The organism is Pseudomonas sp. JZ114 (assembly GCF_051027705.1).
In the GTDB taxonomy this organism is placed as follows: Bacteria; Pseudomonadota; Gammaproteobacteria; order Pseudomonadales; family Pseudomonadaceae; genus Chryseomonas; species Chryseomonas luteola.
Window position 1 is genome coordinate 3,275,732 of record NZ_CP069256.1, and the last position, 16,398, is coordinate 3,292,129.

A 16,398-nucleotide genomic window follows, 5' to 3' on the forward strand; every position below is an offset into this window, starting at 1 on the left:
CGCCATGAACATGCCTACCGATGCAAGCTAGGACAATCGCAGCGGATAGCTGGGCAGCAGAACATGCAGCACATTGACAGCCAAATGCAAGGCCACGGCCATACTCAGTCGCCGTCCACTCCGCTCGAATATCGCACCGTACCCCAGAGCCGCCACGGCAGCGACCAAGGCAAAACCGGCACTGAATGGCCAGTGCGCCACGCCAAACAAGACTGCCGTTACCAACAGACCTGCCCAGAGCCCAAACCGATCAATCAACCCGCGCTGCAGCAGGGCTCGAAACAGCAGCTCCTCCGCCAGTACCGCAACGCCCAGATTAAGAGAAAACCAGGTCCAGAACAGTGCTGGCCATTTGGGCTGGAAGGCCACTAATCTCATTCCTAACGCTAGGGGAGGCACTACGGCAAGGGTACCGACAGCAATCAGCACGCATGGCCTGACCTGCAGCATACGCCGCGTATCGTACGGAACCGCCTTGCCAAGCCACCAGGCCAGTAGCGTCACTCCCACCAGTGCCTTATCCCAGCTTAACCTTAGCCACACTGGCCCGGCGTCCGGGCTGTATTGCAGCGGCCCGCCGAGCACATGAGGAGAGAATCCCGGCGCGACATGAATGGCGAGCGCAACACTGGACGCCAATGCCCCAAACCATCATAGCCAGGACGGCAACCGCTCCTCGCTCAGCACCCAGCCGACATAAAGTGCTCCGGTCAACAACCCCGCTTCGTCAATATCGCCCAGCCCATAGCCCAGCGCCAGCAAAAGTCCGGGAAGCAACATTTGTAGATGAAACGGCATGGCTACTCCCAAACAGAAGATGACAACGTAACATCGTGCAGCATGCTAACCGAGCCTTTTGCCTGACCGAGCGGACAGGTCCGGCAAGTCGCGATAAACTGTGCGGCTGCTTCTGGATGGACCAGCACCATGACTATCGCTTTACCCGCACGTGCCTGCGGTATCGACTTTGGCACGTCGAACTCCACTGTCGGCTGGCTGCGCCCCGACTCGGATATCCTCATACCTTTAGAAGACGGCAAGGTGACGCTTCCCTCAGTCATTTTCTTCAATGTGGAAGAGCGCCGTCCCGTCTACGGCCGTCTGGCGCTTCATGAATACTTGGAAGGCTATGAAGGCCGCCTCATGCGCTCGCTCAAGAGCCTGCTCGGCTCCAAGCTGCTCAAGAGCGAAACCAGCATTCTAGGCAGTGCCCTACCTTTCAAGGACCTGCTTGGCCTGTTTCTCGGTACGCTGAAAAGCCGCGCCGAAGCCACGGCCGGACGTGAGTTCGACAGTGTCGTGTTGGGCCGCCCTGTTTACTTTGTGGACGATGATGAAACCGCCGACCGCGAAGCTCAGGACACATTGGTTGCCGTAGCGCAAAAGCTAGGCTTTAAGGACATTTCCTTTCAATTCGAGCCTATCGCGGCAGCATTCGACTACGAGCGAACACTGAATCAGGAAGAGCTGGTGCTGATCGTCGACATTGGCGGCGGTACGTCCGACTTTTCCCTGGTACGTCTGTCACCCGAGCGCCGGCAGCTGGCGGATCGCCAATCGGATATTCTCGCCACCGGCGGGGTACACATCGGTGGTACCGACTTTGACAAGCAGCTTAGCCTGCAGGGCGTCATGCCGCTTTTCGGCTATGGCAGCCTGATGAAAAGCCAGGCACTGATGCCTACCAGCCACTTCATCAACTTGGCGACCTGGCACACCATCAATACCGTATACAGTCAGAAGGCACAGCTTGCCCTCAAGGACATGCGCTACGACGCTCAGGACACGGCCGGGATGGATCGGCTGTTCAAGCTGATCGAGCAGCGCGCCGGGCATTGGCTCGCAATTCAGGTGGAAAACAGCAAGATAGAGCTGACCCATGCCGATCGGTTGAACCTGAACCTGTCGCATATCGAGAAGGACTTGTCTGCTGAACTGACCCGCCCATTGTTCGAGGAGTCGATCGCTCAGCTATTGGCGCGTATTCAGGCAAGCGTCAATCAACTGCTGGCCTCGGCAGGCGTTTCCCATGAGCAGATCAATACGGTCTTTTATACCGGCGGCTCGAGTGGTATTCCGGCGCTGCGCCACAGCATTGACCAATTGCTGCCCCAGGCACGCAAGGCAGAAGGCGATCAGTTCGGCAGCATCGGTAGCGGTCTTGCCATCGAGGCCTTCAAGCGCTACGGCTAGGCTATACAGCAACCTGACCTATCAAGGCAGTTGAACTCGACCCATCGAAACAGGCTCAACTGGAAATATTCCTCATGGGCCTGTCCGGGCGAGACGCCTCTATCTACAAGGAGACCACCATGCCGCTCAGTATCACCGAGCTTCCAGCGTTTACCGTCATGGGCCTGGAGTACACGGGCGATGGGCAGGGCGGCAGCATTGCACAGCTCTGGCATGACGTTACGCATCGGCTAGCCGAGCTGCAATTGCCTAGCGCCCCGCAACAGTGGTTCGGTCTGACACTCGGTCCGCCCCCGGGTGCGCTGCGCTATCTGGCCGGTATAAAGGTCGACGAGAACACACCCGTACCGGAAGGCATGCTCCGTTACACGGTGCCTGCGCAGAAATATCTGCAGTTCACCCACATCGGAACGACAGACACGCTCCCAGATACCTACGAGTATCTGTATGCCCGCGTCCTGCCTGAGCGTGGTCTGGAACCCAAGAAAGCCGTCAGCTTCGAGCGGTACGACGAGCACTTCAAGGGGCCGGATAACCCAGCCTCTGAAGTGAACCTGTACATCCCGATCTACTAGGCCTTCCAATCAGCCTGTCAGAACATCACCGGAGCCTGTGATGATCACGCCACCATGGGCGGTTGCGCTGCCCAGGTAAGCCAGCGGCTGGCCATTGACGAATACGGTAGCACTTCCTACCGCCACGGTATCACCGCAAGCGCTGGAGTCACCGACACGCAAGGCAGGTAGGGAGTTGATCAGAACGTCGGGGGAGCCAGTCACGGTCGGGTTGGGGCCGTGGCCCGTCATGGGGCAGGCGTTGACGTCGGAGAGACGAGCAGCGGGGTTGGCCATGTGCGCTTTCCTTGTGGACATGAAAGCGCACACTTTACCGCGGATCAAGAAAAAATACCGTGCCCGTGCACAGAAACCCAAGCGTCTTTTTTCTTAGCCGGTGGCCTGTTCCTTGATACTGGACAGGTAGGTTCCTGTCGGTGGACGCTCACTGAAATAATGATGGATACCGCCAAAAATGGATTGGGCTAACGCCTTCTGATGACGTGGATTCAGAAGCTTCTGGCTGTCCCGATCATTCGACATGAAGCCGGTTTCCACTAGAATCGACGGTATATCCGGCGACTTGAGCACGGCAAAACCGGCTTGCTCGACGCGTTTCAGATGCAGACCTGTGACATTGGATAGGCTGTTCAGGACACGGTCTCCCAGATCGAGACTCGACGAGATCGTGGCATTCATGGACATATCCAGCAGTACGCCCGCCAGGACCGGATCCTTGTTTTTCAGGATCTCATTGGCACCAATCAGGTCGACATCGTTTTCCTTGTTGGCCAGCCAGCGTGCCGTTGTCGAGGTCGCCCCATGTTCGGACAGGGCATATACCGAAGCTCCTGAAGCCGTGCGGCGCGGCGCAGCATCGGCATGCACGGAGATGAACATGTCTGCGTTGTACTTGCGCGCAACATCCACACGCTTGCGCAGCGGAACGAAGAAATCATCGTTACGTACCAGCTTGGCCTTGTAGCCCTTCTGCTGATTGATCATGCGCGCAAGATTTTGCGCAATGATCAAGGCGACATCCTTCTCGCGGTCCCCGCGTTGGCTCAGCGCGCCTGGGTCTTTGCCACCGTGACCGGCATCGACGACCACAATAATGTCGCGGCCTTTGCCAGCCCTTGTCACAACGGGGGCTGATGCGAGCATTGCCTCAGGCTCCGGTACAGGGATGCTCGGTACCTGGGCAGGCTTGAGATCCAGCACCAGACGATGCCCTGCATTCTCGGCAGGCCCGAGCAGGAAGCTATCCAGGGTAACCGGCTGGGAAAGTTCGAGGACGACACGGGTATCGGATGAGCCGAACGGGGCACTTCGAATGGAGCGCACCGGGGTATTCTTGAGCGGCACATTGTTGAGTGCGGCTACCTGTTGCGTATTGGCTAGATCCAGGATGATCCGGTCAGGCGCACTAAGTCTGAACGTCTTGAATCGGACAGGGCCGCTCAGATCGAAAACCAGGCGAAATTTATCCGAATCCAACCAGGCGCGTGCGCTGGTCAGACGCTGAGGAAGCGCCAGCACTGGAAAAGCAGCGGGTAGTGTCAGGCTGGCCAGGAGCAGGTTGAGCAAGCGGCGGCGATTCATGCGACCCTCTGACGTAGCAAGTAATATTTTGAAATATTATAACGATACCAATACGGCGCATGTTTAGATAGCGCGCACGACGTCCAAATCAGTATTTCTTCCTTTTAAATCGGAAGGATAGGCACTTTTTTTAATGTCATCTATAGATAGACCAACAAGCCGACAAGGGGTCATTTCAGCGCGTAAACGGCAGACAGGACTCTTCTTGAGCAGTAGGAGGAATCAGTGTGCTGACCAACCGGCATTTCGAGTGCCAGCTTGAATAACGAGCTCAGATCGGCAAGCTGTTGAGTCTGCTCGACATTTGGCCGTGCGCTGTCAAAGTCCGTCGGCTTTCAGCCGAAGCGCATGGTCGGTGTAGAGCACTACCGGATTGATGCCATGCCCTATCGCACCGGCCAGTTGATTGATGATATCGAGGTGATCAAGCGGATAATCGGAGCGGATGACTTTCCCCAAATGTGAACTGAATCGCCCAACGAATCCATCGTTTTGATCTGCTTCCAGCTCGAAGCAGCGAGACAGGCGCACACACATGCTATGGGTAGGGTCGAGCCGATTGGCACCTCGGTCCGTCAGCTCCGGCACCAGAATGCCGGACCAGGAGTAATAATGGACGTCATTGACGACAGGAGCACCTTCACCGCCCCAGGTAGCGGGAAGTCCTTGCGGGTATTTATCGTTGAATGCTGCCACGCCTTCGGTAGTAAGTGACTCATGACTGGCAATCGCGCTCTGGGGATAACCATTACTGCGATCCAGAAAGGCCATGAACTTGGCCATGCATTGAACATACTCGGAGGCCAGATGCGCCTTCAGGCTACTGGTACGCATGGAGAGCTGGAGCATATCGGCCAGCTCCGACCCATGATTGGGACCTGCTACAGAGGTGACTGACGCAACCCGCTCAGGACGAATGGCGGCTGCGTAGCGCGCGGTCAGGGCTCCTTGACTGTGACCGATCAGATTGACCCGCTCGGCCTTGCTGTCGCGCACGATATCCTCGATAAGCGCAAGCAGCTGTTCCCCCCGCACTTCGTTGCTATGAGCACCGGAAAGCCGTACCGGATAGACCTTGACCCCCATGGACTCCAACGCCGAAACGATGCCATACCAGTATGGATAGCCTGCAATTTCCACAAACCCCAGCAGACCATGGACCAACACTAGCGGATAGCGGGTCAGGTTTTGATGCTCGCTCATGCCACTCCCAGAATTACCCTCTGACCAGTCAACCGTTGGATCTCAATCATCACGGTTGTTTCTTCCTAGGGTACGCCTCTTTATTTGAGACCGTTTCGTTGAACATCACGAATTCAGTGAATTTCTGGGCAACGGCACGCTCAAAGAAGTGACCGGTCATCAACGACCTTATAGGAGAATCATATGTACAAGAAGACACTCGCCGTTGTTGCTCTCGCTGCCGTGGCCGCTGGTTGTAGCTCCGTCAAGGAAAACGTCGATACGGCCAAGGATCGTATTGAATACCGTGAACAACCACTGGTTCGCGACGTGAAGACAGGCATGACCAAAGAGCAGGTGCTGCAGATTGGTGGTACCCCATCCACCCAATACACACGCAAGGTCAAACCAGGCTCCTGCAATAACTACGTACTCAACAGAGACGGCAAGGAGCAGGTGTTTTCGGTAGGCTTTGACAGCGCGGGTCGCGTCGATAGCAAAGGTTTCGAAACATGCGAATCGGCCGATCATTACTGATTAGCCGCTCTACGCTTTCGGTAACGACCGCTTCCGGTCGTGTCATGTCTGATACGACCGGATGGCGCGTATGAACAACGCGACATTTCGTTTCTACGCACGCCTCAATAACTTTTTACCTCCGGCTCGCCGCCAGCGCAGCTTTACGCTCAGCTGCAACCCGAATTCCACCGTCAAGCACATGATCGAGGCTCTGGGCGTTCCGCATCCAGAAGTCGAATTCATTCTGGTGAATGGTAAATCCGTAGGGTTTGACTATCTGATACAACAGGATGATCGGATAGCAGTCTACCCGCCCTTTTATCGGCTGGAAGTAGAAGATGCTGTCCCCTTGCGCGATCGGCTAACGGCGTTTCGCTTCATTGCCGATGCCCATATGGGCGCGCTAGCGCGGCTGTTACGACTGGCTGGATTCGATACGCTGTATTATCCGGCCATTCATGACAATGAAATTGCCAATTACTGTGCGCGAGAACCTTATATTGTCCTGACCCGGGACCGCGAACTGCTCAAGCGAAGCCAGATTGTCTACGGCTGCTACGTCCGCTCAAACAAGCCTGAGGCACAGCTGCGCGAAGTATTCGAGCGCTACAACCTGGCTGACCATGCTGCGCCCTTCAGCCGGTGCCTGGTCTGTAACGATACCCTTCATTCCGTCGATAAGAGTGTCGTCCTCGATAGCCTGCCGCCACTCGTGCGGGAGCGTCATGATTATTTTTTGAAATGCTCGGGCTGTGATCGTGTCTATTGGGAAGGCACCCACTGGGAGAACCTGCAAGCCCAGCTGAAAAGCCTGCTTAAACCAACGTCCGATACCTGATCAAGGAATCCTCATGCGCCTGTTAACCCTTCTGGCTGCCGGCCTGTTTGCACTCGCGTCCAAGCCCGGACATGCCGATGATTGGAAAACAGCCTGGACAGCCCCCGTGCAGGCAGCCTACCCCAACGGTTCGCCCATCGCCCAGCCAAAGCTGGAAGGTATTATTTCGGCTAGTGGGGCTCAGGATCAAAGTATCCGGCAGATCATTCGACCTAGTGTATGGGGAAGCCAGGCACGCCTGCGATTCTCGAATACCTTTGGCAACAGGCCCATTACCTTGCGCAGTGTCTATATCGGGCAACCTTTAGGGGGCGCAGCTCTGGTACCGGGCAGTAATCGCCCGGTCAGCTTTGACGGCCAGAGCGAAATTCAGCTTCAACCTGGTGAGACTCGCTGGACGGATCCGGTCCCGCTACCCAAAGCACCTTCCCACACCCTGGCGGTAAGCTTTCATCTCGCTGGGAACAGCGGCCCGCTGAGCTGGCATGCTGCAGCGCTCGCAACCTCCTATTTCAGTGTTCGCGGCACCGACCACGCCGCCGAGGAGCAGGAAAGCGCCTGGCCCTTTACTACGACCTCGACGTTCTTGCTCGACGCGGTTGATATCCAGGCACCAGACGTTGCGCGAGTCATCGTAGCCTTGGGCGATTCCATTACCGACGGTACCGGCTCAACACCCAATGGATATGACAGCTGGCCAGACATCCTGAATCGTCGCCTCGCCCAGTTGGCACCGGGACAGTACTCGGTAGTGAATGCTGGCATTTCTGGCAACGAGGTCGCAGGCCCTCTGAATGAAAGCACCCGGCAAGGCTACGGTGGCGGTCCATCTATCATGGATCGTCTGGAACGGGATGTATTAAGCCTTTCTGGTGTAACAGACGTTATCTGGATGGAAGGTATCAATGATTTTTCACCGGGTACTGGTGCGTCCGTCGAGGTCGTCGAGACAGCCATGCGCAATGCGATTGAACGTATGCGCAAAGCGTTGCCCGGTGTACGCCTTCACGGCGCGACCCTGACCAGCAGCCTGGCGGCCAATCCTGCAGACCCGGCCTTTCAGGAGCAGGATCAGAAACGTATGGCACTTAATCGCTTCATAAAGGAAAGCGGTCTGTTTGACTCGATCATTGACTTTGATGCGGCCACGCTCGATCCCACTACGGGCGGCCTGCGTGCAGAGTTCATTCCCAGCAGCGCAGGCGGCCCTGGCGATGGACTGCATCCCAACCGGGCAGGTTATGTGGCGATGGCAAATGCTATTGATCCAAAGATATTTGGCCTGCACGCAAACAAATGACGCCTTCTTGACCCGTGAAAGCGCAAGCCAAGACATACCCCTTGTCGTGCGCTTTCCTCTTTGAACAAATGCGGAGTAGAATCGGGAGATTCCCTCGCCATTATCCCCGGCGGGTCTGTGAGCCCAAGCCAGTCACGCGGAGATCCCGCGCTATCCGACCGGCCCAGAGCACGGCACTCGGTCCACTTCCGTTTGCTTTGCGCTCCATCCGCGCTCACGATAGCCCTGAGCCTATTCAATGCTCGCGTGCCCTAAGCCTCCACTGCTACCTTTACAGCTATACGGTGGATACGCCGCAGTGTTTGAACAGATTACCGTGATAAGCAAAGCCGCCCCGGAGAGCAGCCTCCATGCCTGATTACCGCTCGAAAACCTCCACCCACGGCCGCAATATGGCTGGTGCCCGCGCACTTTGGCGTGCCACCGGCATGAAGGACGAAGACTTCAAGAAGCCGATCATTGCGATAGCCAACTCCTTTACCCAGTTCGTGCCAGGTCATGTTCACCTAAAGGACCTGGGCCAGCTGGTCGCCCGCGAGATAGAAAAAGCCGGTGGTGTTGCAAAGGAATTCAACACTATCGCTGTGGATGACGGCATCGCCATGGGTCACGATGGCATGCTCTATTCCCTGCCGTCCCGCGAGATCATCGCTGATGCCGTGGAGTACATGGTCAATGCTCACTGCGCCGACGCGCTGGTATGCATTTCCAACTGCGACAAGATCACCCCCGGCATGCTGATGGCGGCCCTGCGCCTGAACATTCCGGTCGTATTCGTCTCCGGCGGCCCAATGGAAGCCGGCAAGACCAAGCTGGCCAGCCACGGCCTGGATTTGGTCGACGCTATGGTCATCGCCGCGGATAGCACCGCCTCTGATGAAAAAGTAGCCGAGTATGAGCGCAGCGCTTGCCCAACCTGCGGCTCTTGCTCCGGCATGTTTACGGCCAACTCCATGAACTGTCTGACCGAGGCCCTGGGCCTGGCACTGCCGGGTAATGGCTCGCTGCTGGCAACCCATGCCGACCGCAAGGAGCTATTCCTGCAAGCCGGCCGTACGGCGGTCGAGCTGTGCAAGCGCTACTATCAGGAGAACGATGCCTCTGTACTGCCACGTAACATTGCGTCTTACAAGGCCTTTGAAAACGCAATGACGCTGGATATCGCGATGGGTGGCTCCACCAATACCATCCTGCACCTTCTGGCGGCGGCTCAGGAAGCCGAGGTCGACTTTGATCTGCGCGCCATTGACGCCCTGTCCCGTAAAGTACCCCAGCTGTGCAAGGTGGCGCCGAACATCCAGAAATACCATATGGAAGATGTTCACCGTGCCGGCGGAATCATGAGCATTTTGGGTGCACTGGCTCGCGGCGGCCTGCTCAATACGGATCTGCCAACCGTGCACAGCAGAACCCTGGGCGAAGCCATCGAGAAGTGGGACATCACGCTTACTCAGGACGAAGCGGTCAAGACCTTTTTCCGCGCAGGTCCGGCCGGTATCCCCACGCAGGAAGCCTTCAGTCAGGCGACTCGCTGGGACACCCTGGATGACGACCGCGCCGAAGGCTGCATCCGTAGCGTCGAGCATGCCTACTCTCAGGAAGGCGGTCTTGCCGTGCTGTATGGCAATATCGCGCTGGACGGTTGCGTGGTGAAAACGGCGGGTGTGGATGAATCCATCCATGTTTTCGAAGGCTCGGCAAAGATTTTCGAAAGTCAGGATGCCGCGGTGAAGGGCATCCTGAACGACGAAGTGAAAGCTGGCGATATCGTTATCATCCGCTACGAAGGTCCCAAGGGCGGCCCGGGCATGCAGGAAATGCTCTACCCCACCAGCTACCTGAAGTCCAAGGGACTGGGCAAGCAGTGCGCCCTGCTCACCGACGGCCGTTTCTCGGGCGGCACGTCAGGACTTTCCATCGGCCATGCTTCGCCAGAAGCGGCGGCTGGTGGTGCGATCGGCTTGGTGAAAGACGGCGACAAGGTTCTGATCGATATCCCCAATCGCAGCATCAACCTACTGGTTAGCGATGAGGAGTTGTCTCACCGCCGCATCGAACAGGACAAAAAGGGTTGGAAGCCTGCCACGCCACGTGCGCGACGCGTGAGCACGGCGCTCAAGGCGTATGCCCTCTTGGCCACCAGTGCCGACAAGGGTGCAGTCCGCAACAAGGCGATGCTGGAAGACTGATCTGGGATCGTGTTGAGCACGCCGCCTTCGGGCGGCGTTTTTGTGTCTGTTCCGCAAAAAGCGCAGCCTCTCCACTGGTCTGCTTGGGACTCTCTTACTCTTGGCAAAAAGCCTGTTTCAGGCAAGATGGCGTCGCCTGTAGAACGTCTCCCTTTCTGCTCGATGATAGCCCTCCGACAGCATGGTAAATCGTTACCTTCGTATCTCATGGATGATTATGAATTGAGCCATTGCCCAGAACGACTACGCTTTTTATAGAGTCCTGTTTTAGACGCACCGCTGCTGTGCCGCGCCCGCAAGACGTGGCAGATCAATCGATAGTTGGAAACTTCGAGTGAACGATATGCCGGACACCAATGCCGAGCCCAGGGTAAAAAAGGATGTCAACACCGCCCCCTCGCCTTCCTCCTCCGCTGCTGAACTTGAGGCACGTCTGCAGTTCGCGCTCGATGTAGCGGATCTGGGTGAATGGGAACTGGACGTCGCTAGCGGAACGCTGACCTGTCTGCTGAGAAACGGGCCGGATTTCGGTACGTCCATACAGCCGGACACATGGGCGCTCGAGGAGTTTTTCGAGCGTATCCACACGGATGACCAAAGGCATGTACGCCGCGTCATCGAAACGGCAGCGAAACGTGCTGAGCATTGGCATTTCGACTGCAGGTTGCTGCTGTCAGACGGCCGCACCCGCTGGATCAGTGTTAAAGGCAAGGTGCTGAGCGACGCTGACAGTCTCCGGCTACGGGGTATTGCGTCAGATATCAGTGATCTGAAACGCACCGAGGCCCTGGCCAACGGTCAGCAGCAGGCACTGGCACAGGCCGTCACGGGAGCCCCGCTCAAGCAGATTCTCGATACCCTGACCCGCTCTGCGGAAGAGCAGGCAGGTGGCAATATCTGGGCATCGGTCATGCTCATGGACACCGATGGCCTGCACCTGCGCTTTGGCTCGGCCCCCTCGCTCCCCCAATCGTTCAATCAGGCCGTAGAACGCATACCCATCGGCCCCCTCGCCGGCTCCTGTGGGGCTGCCGCGCATACCGGGACCTCGACTATCGTCAGCGATATTGAGAACGATCCGCGCTGGGTTGAAGCCAAGTCTGTGGTACTTGGTTATGGTTTCCGCGCCTGCTGGTCTCACCCGATCCTGTCATCCTCTGGAAGAGTATTGGGCACCCTGGCCTATTATTGCAGGGAGGCGCGCGAGCCGAGCGATTCGGAGCAGGAGTCCATGCGCCTGCTGGTCAATACTGCGGCGCTGGTTATCGAGCGCGACCGGGAAACCTCGGAGCGCAAAGCGGCAGAGTTGGCGCTTCAAGCCAGCGAACAACGCTTTCGCTCACTGGTAAATGCTACAGGAGCCATCGTGTGGACGGCTTCGCCTACCTTGGAGATTGTTTCTCCTCAGCCGGACTGGTGTGCCTTTACCGGCCAGACTCCGGAGGAAATGCAGGGGTTTGGCTGGATGAACGTGGTTCACCCGGACGATCAGGAGCCCACCGCTGCGCTGGGAGCCAAAATGCTGCAGGACCGCCAGCCGGTATATGCCCAGTACCGGCTGCGCCGGGCCGATGGTCAATATCGCCATGTCAGTGGTTATGCCGTTCCCATTCTTGATACGGAAGGTCAGCTTATCGAGTGGGCAGGCAGCTATACGGATGTCACCGAGCAGAAGCTGGCCGAAAGCCGCCTGCACCAGCTGGCCAACCATGACATGCTGACAGGGCTGCCCAATCGGGCGTACCTGAACGAGCATTTGCAGGCTCTGATCAATTTCACGCCGCTTAACAGCTGCCTTGCCATCATGCTAATCGATCTGGACCGCTTCAAGCAGGTCAACGACTCGATGGGGCATGATGCAGGCGACACAATGCTGCGCGAAGTGGCGCAGCGATTGAGGGCAGCGGTACCTCAGGGTGATCTGGTGGCGCGCCTGGGTGGCGATGAGTTTGTCGTGGTGGCCCACACCCCGGAAGGTGAAATCTCCGTTCAAGCGGTGGCTGACGCCATCATCCGAGCGGTTGCGGCTCCGATCGAAATCAATGGCAGCCGTGTTTTTTCCGGTGCGTCGGTAGGGATAGGACTCTACCCTGAGCACGGCCATACCAAGGAACAACTGGTCCAGCATGCAGATATTGCGATGTATCGTGCCAAGGCGGCAGGCGGCCATTGTTGCCGCATCTTCTCAGAAGAAATGAGTGTCGAAGCCAAAAACCGCATGGTGCTGGAAACGGCGTTGTACCACGCCTTGGAGCAGAATCAGTTTTCGCTTTACTACCAGCCGCGTATTCGGCTGCCTGAGGGCACTCCCCAGGGCGTTGAGGTCTTGATCCGCTGGCATCACCCGGAGCGGGGATGGATTTCTCCTGTGGATTTCATTCCGATTGCCGAAGAGATTGGGATGATAGACGAGCTGGGACTGTGGGTTCTGCAAAAGGCCTGTCAGGACATTCACGACCTGTCCAGTCGACTTGGGCAGTCGCTGGAACTGTCCGTGAACCTGTCACCCCACCAGCTCAAGTCACCACATTTGAAGGACAGGATAGAAGCGATTCTGCACACAACCAAACTGAGACCCTGTCACCTGGAGCTCGAGTTGACCGAGGGGGCTTTCATTGAAGACATGGACGCCTCCAATCAGGCGCTCGGAGCGCTGAAAACTTTGGGTGTCAAACTGGCAGTAGACGACCTGGGAACTCGCTACTCCGGCCTGTCCTATCTTAGGCGTTTTCCTATTGATACCGTCAAACTCGACCGCACGCTTATTACCCATCCCGCCGAAGGGTTGGACCGCTACGTGTTCATCAAGGCCATTACCGACATGGCCCATGCCTTGAACCTTGTTGTCGTGGCGGAAGGTGTGGAAGACGAAGAGACGCTCGAACTGCTCAAGCAGGCGCGTTGCGACGAGGCGCAGGGCTATTTTCTGGCCGAGCCACTGCCTCTGGAAGGCTTGTTCGATTTTCTGTCAGCAGCGCGGCACTCCCTAGCCTGACCTTCACGGTTTTCTTCAGTAACCGTTTAGATGACCTGACCGGCAAGGTGCTAGAGTGGCATGCAGGTACGTTAGAGGGGATTGCTATGAAGTGGGCAATTCTGGCGGTTGCGGTCTCAAGCTTGGGCGGCGTCACCCATGCCCAGGCAGACACCATACTCAAATGCGTCGACAAGGCAGGCCAGATCACGTTTACACAAGGCCATTGCCCATCTGATCAATCCCTGGCCGACCGTATCGAAGTTGATAACCCTCCACCAAGAGGCAGTGGCCCGGTCACCCGTATGGCCGACCCGACGCCACCACCGGTAGTAGAAAAGCCCAACACTAAGCCTCGAGACGAGACGTCTCGGCCAAGCACTCGCACACCGTCAGACGCTGATCGTTATTACGATCTCGACGATGATGACTATGATGTCCCGCCACCGATCCGGCAGGACCGCTACTATCCCTATCCAGAGCCCTATTACGATTATGGTGGACACCGTCCGCCCTGGCATCATTATCCCAGGCCAACCCCACCAACGCCCCAGCCAGCCCCCGAGCCCGCACCGCGCCCCAGCGTAACAGAGCGTGGACGCGCCGCGATCGAGCAGAAAAAGGCGCAGGTAGAAGCACAGAAAGCCGAGCGCAGGCGTCTGCTGGATCAGCGCTAGGACTCATCCCTGGCGCTATTCCAACCCGTCTAGCCTTCCCGGCAGTCTTCCCGACTGTTGGTTTTAAACAGGCGATACAGGTAAACGAGCACAATCACTGCCAGAACTATTTTGGAGGCCGGATCCAAAAGCGTCGCGACACGCTCGTATTCGGCATTCAGCAGGTAACCCGCCAGTGTCAGCACCGTTGTCCAGATCAGAGAACCCGCCAGGGTATACCCGGCGAAGCGACGAAACGGCATATGGGCAATACCGGCCGGTACAGAAATCAGGGTACGGATTGCCGGTACCAGGCGGCCAAAGAAGACAGCCTTACTGCCATGCGACCTGAACCAGAGAGAGGCCTCACTGACGTCCTTGGCCGAAAGAGTCAGCCAGCGCCCGTAACGCTGCGCCAGCTTGCGCATGCGCGCCTCTCCCCATACCGCACCAGCGTAATACCACGGTAGCGCGCCCAGAAAGGACCCCAGCGTTCCCGCCAGCACCACGCCGATGAAATTCAGCTCCCCTCTCGCCGCTAGAAACCCTGCCAGCGGCATAATGACCTCCGATGGAATAGGCGGAAACACGTTTTCCAGAAACATGAGCAAAAGAATGCCCAGGTAACCCCCCTGTTGAATCAACCCTGTAATCGCGTCAAACACGCAAAAGCCCTCGGTAAAAGAAGAAGGTATGGGCAACCTGGCTGCTGGATCTGCATGGCATGACTGCTGAAGTGCTTGCCATGAAGCCCGGCGGGATTGGAGTAGTGAATGCCAAGCGCCTGCCATCAGAACAAGGCCTAAGACCCTGGATACTGGTAAAGTTAGGCCGTGAGACTTTCGTCTTTATTACTGAACGTTAACGCCATGCCCAAGGCGCATGGCAGCAGCCTGTCCTATCGCCCGTCTCTTTTATGGGATGAAGACTGTGCGGCGCAGCACCGGAACAGTACACTTGCCGCCTTTTGCGGAACCGCTACATGAGCCAGCCGGACGCCTCTCCCTCCCGCCATGAACTGGTCTACGGTCTCGACGATCGGCCTCGCCTGCCTATCGCCCTGCTCGCTGCGTTGCAGCATCTGCTGGCGATCATCGTGCCTATCGTCACTCCAGGCCTTCTAATCTGCCAGGCACTGGGTGTCTCACCACGGGATACCAACCTGATCGTGTCCATGTCTCTGGTGATTTCAGGCATTGCCACGTTCATCCAGTGTCGCCGCTTCGGCCCGTTCGGGGCAGGGCTACTAATCGTTCAGGGTACCAGCTTCAACTTTGTCGGCCCCTTGATCGCTGGCGGCGCGCTGATGGTTAAGCAAGGCACGCCGGTCGAAGCCGTAATGGCTGCCATTTTTGGCGTGGTCATGGCAGGCTCTTTCGTCGAGATGGGTATCTCCCGGATATTGCCTTTCGTGAAGCGCCTGATTACTCCGCTAGTAACCGGCATCGTGGTGCTGATGATTGGTCTTACCTTGATCAAGGTCGGACTCATCAGTATGGGCGGCGGCTTCTCAGCCATGAGCCAGGGCACCTTTGCCAACGGCGAGAATCTGCTGCTGTCCGGCGTGGTGCTGGCAATCATCGTCGTGCTCAACCGCGTTCGCGTGGTATGGGTGCGTAGCGCGGCCATCGTCATTGCGCTCCTGGTCGGCTACGGCCTGGCGGCCTATCTGGGACGTCTGGATTTTACCGGCATGCATGAAGCGCCTCTGTTCCAGGTGCCGGTTCCCCTGCATTTTGGGCTGGGTTTTTCCTGGGCACTGTTCGTTCCCATGCTGGTGATCTATCTCGTCACCTCCCTGGAAGCCATCGGTGACGTGACCGCAACCAGTAAAGTGTCCCGCCAGCCGGTAGAGGGTCCGGTCTGGATGGCTCGGATCAAGGGCGGTGTACTGGTCAATGGAGCCAACTCCTTGTTGGCCGGACTGTTCAACAGCTTTCCCAGCTCAATCTTTGCGCAAAACAACGGCGTGATCCAACTGACGGGTATCGCCAGCCGCCACGTCGGGCTGTGGATTGCCGTCTTTCTCGTTCTGCTCGGCCTGTTTCCAGCCGTTGCTGGCATTATTCAGGCCGTACCAGAGCCAGTATTGGGTGGCGCCGCACTGGTGATGTTTGGCGCCGTTGCAGCTTCGGGGATCAACATTCTGGCCGGCATTCAGTTGGACCGCCGTGCCCTGTTGATTATTGCCGTTTCCCTGGCACTGGGTCTGGGTGTGTCCCAGGTCCCTGAGTTTCTCGCCCACATGCCAGCAGCGCTACGTGATGTGCTGAATTCAGGTGTGGCCACAGGAGGGCTTTGCGCTCTGATCATGAACTGGTTCCTGCCAGACAGCACCACAGACATAGCGCAGGAATAAAGGGCGCTTGTGATCGACGCCTGCACTAGGCG

At 57.4% G+C, this 16,398-nt stretch carries 16 protein-coding genes; 10 read left to right on the forward strand and 6 right to left on the reverse strand.

The window, feature by feature from the left end:
• Window positions 1-27: 27 nt before the first annotated feature.
• A complete protein-coding gene (locus tag JQR90_RS15500) occupies window positions 28-639 on the reverse strand; it encodes a CPBP family intramembrane glutamic endopeptidase (RefSeq protein ID WP_312483163.1) in 612 nt (203 codons plus the stop codon).
• Window positions 640-651: 12 nt separating this feature from the next.
• Complete coding sequence (locus tag JQR90_RS15505; protein ID WP_010795553.1) at window positions 652-798, reverse strand: hypothetical protein; 147 nt, start codon at window positions 796-798, stop codon at window positions 652-654.
• A 129-nt stretch (window positions 799-927) separates the two neighbouring features.
• Between JQR90_RS15505 and JQR90_RS15510 the strand changes: the two genes are divergently transcribed.
• On the forward strand, window positions 928-2,193 hold the full coding sequence (locus JQR90_RS15510; protein WP_010795554.1) for an Hsp70 family protein: 1,266 nt from the start codon (window positions 928-930) through the stop codon (window positions 2,191-2,193).
• Window positions 2,194-2,312: 119 nt separating this feature from the next.
• Entirely contained in the window at window positions 2,313-2,768 is a 456-nt protein-coding gene (locus JQR90_RS15515) for a GyrI-like domain-containing protein (RefSeq protein WP_037030473.1), read from the forward strand.
• A gap of 9 nt (window positions 2,769-2,777) precedes the next feature.
• On the opposite strand, the gene JQR90_RS15520 is transcribed toward JQR90_RS15515, so the two are convergent.
• The 3 genes from JQR90_RS15520 to JQR90_RS15530 form a co-directional block, all read right to left on the reverse strand.
• A complete protein-coding gene (locus tag JQR90_RS15520; RefSeq protein WP_010795556.1) occupies window positions 2,778-3,044 on the reverse strand; it encodes a PAAR domain-containing protein in 267 nt (88 codons plus the stop codon).
• A 93-nt stretch (window positions 3,045-3,137) separates the two neighbouring features.
• Window positions 3,138-4,349 carry an N-acetylmuramoyl-L-alanine amidase gene (locus JQR90_RS15525; protein ID WP_010795557.1) on the reverse strand — a complete coding sequence of 404 codons (1,212 nt, stop codon included), beginning with the start codon at window positions 4,347-4,349 and terminating at the stop codon, window positions 3,138-3,140.
• 318 nt (window positions 4,350-4,667) lie between these two features.
• A complete protein-coding gene (locus JQR90_RS15530; RefSeq protein ID WP_010795558.1) occupies window positions 4,668-5,552 on the reverse strand; it encodes a lipase family alpha/beta hydrolase in 885 nt (294 codons plus the stop codon).
• A gap of 183 nt (window positions 5,553-5,735) precedes the next feature.
• Here JQR90_RS15530 and osmE point away from each other — a divergent pair, with 183 nt between their 5' ends.
• The 6 genes from osmE to JQR90_RS15560 all read left to right on the forward strand — a co-directional run bounded on the left by osmE (window position 5,736) and on the right by JQR90_RS15560 (window position 14,028).
• Window positions 5,736-6,068, forward strand: coding sequence for an osmotically-inducible lipoprotein OsmE (osmE, locus tag JQR90_RS15535; protein WP_010795560.1), 333 nt, complete (start codon window positions 5,736-5,738; stop codon window positions 6,066-6,068).
• Between the two features lie 70 nt (window positions 6,069-6,138).
• The gene (locus JQR90_RS15540; RefSeq protein WP_010795561.1) at window positions 6,139-6,888 is read left to right on the forward strand and encodes a Mut7-C RNAse domain-containing protein; all 750 of its coding nucleotides are present in this window, start codon (window positions 6,139-6,141) and stop codon (window positions 6,886-6,888) included.
• A 13-nt stretch (window positions 6,889-6,901) separates the two neighbouring features.
• Window positions 6,902-8,188, forward strand: a complete 1,287-nt coding sequence (locus JQR90_RS15545; protein WP_010795562.1) for a GDSL-type esterase/lipase family protein — start codon at window positions 6,902-6,904, stop codon at window positions 8,186-8,188.
• A 350-nt stretch (window positions 8,189-8,538) separates the two neighbouring features.
• A complete protein-coding gene (ilvD, locus tag JQR90_RS15550; RefSeq protein ID WP_125887418.1) occupies window positions 8,539-10,377 on the forward strand; it encodes a dihydroxy-acid dehydratase in 1,839 nt (612 codons plus the stop codon).
• Window positions 10,378-10,720: 343 nt separating this feature from the next.
• Window positions 10,721-13,372 carry a bifunctional diguanylate cyclase/phosphodiesterase gene (locus JQR90_RS15555; RefSeq protein ID WP_434140787.1) on the forward strand — a complete coding sequence of 884 codons (2,652 nt, stop codon included), beginning with the start codon at window positions 10,721-10,723 and terminating at the stop codon, window positions 13,370-13,372.
• Window positions 13,373-13,458: 86 nt separating this feature from the next.
• A complete protein-coding gene (locus tag JQR90_RS15560) occupies window positions 13,459-14,028 on the forward strand; it encodes a hypothetical protein (protein WP_286787903.1) in 570 nt (189 codons plus the stop codon).
• A gap of 29 nt (window positions 14,029-14,057) precedes the next feature.
• On the opposite strand, the gene JQR90_RS15565 is transcribed toward JQR90_RS15560, so the two are convergent.
• The gene (locus JQR90_RS15565) at window positions 14,058-14,672 is read right to left on the reverse strand and encodes a DedA family protein (protein ID WP_150346722.1); all 615 of its coding nucleotides are present in this window, start codon (window positions 14,670-14,672) and stop codon (window positions 14,058-14,060) included.
• Between the two features lie 59 nt (window positions 14,673-14,731).
• Here JQR90_RS15565 and JQR90_RS15570 point away from each other — a divergent pair, with 59 nt between their 5' ends.
• Window positions 14,732-14,872: a hypothetical protein gene (locus JQR90_RS15570; RefSeq protein WP_167517209.1), complete on the forward strand. Its 141-nt coding sequence runs from the start codon at window positions 14,732-14,734 to the stop codon at window positions 14,870-14,872.
• Window positions 14,873-14,989: 117 nt separating this feature from the next.
• Complete coding sequence (locus JQR90_RS15575; protein WP_010795568.1) at window positions 14,990-16,366, forward strand: nucleobase:cation symporter-2 family protein; 1,377 nt, start codon at window positions 14,990-14,992, stop codon at window positions 16,364-16,366.
• Window positions 16,367-16,398 lie beyond the last annotated feature (32 nt).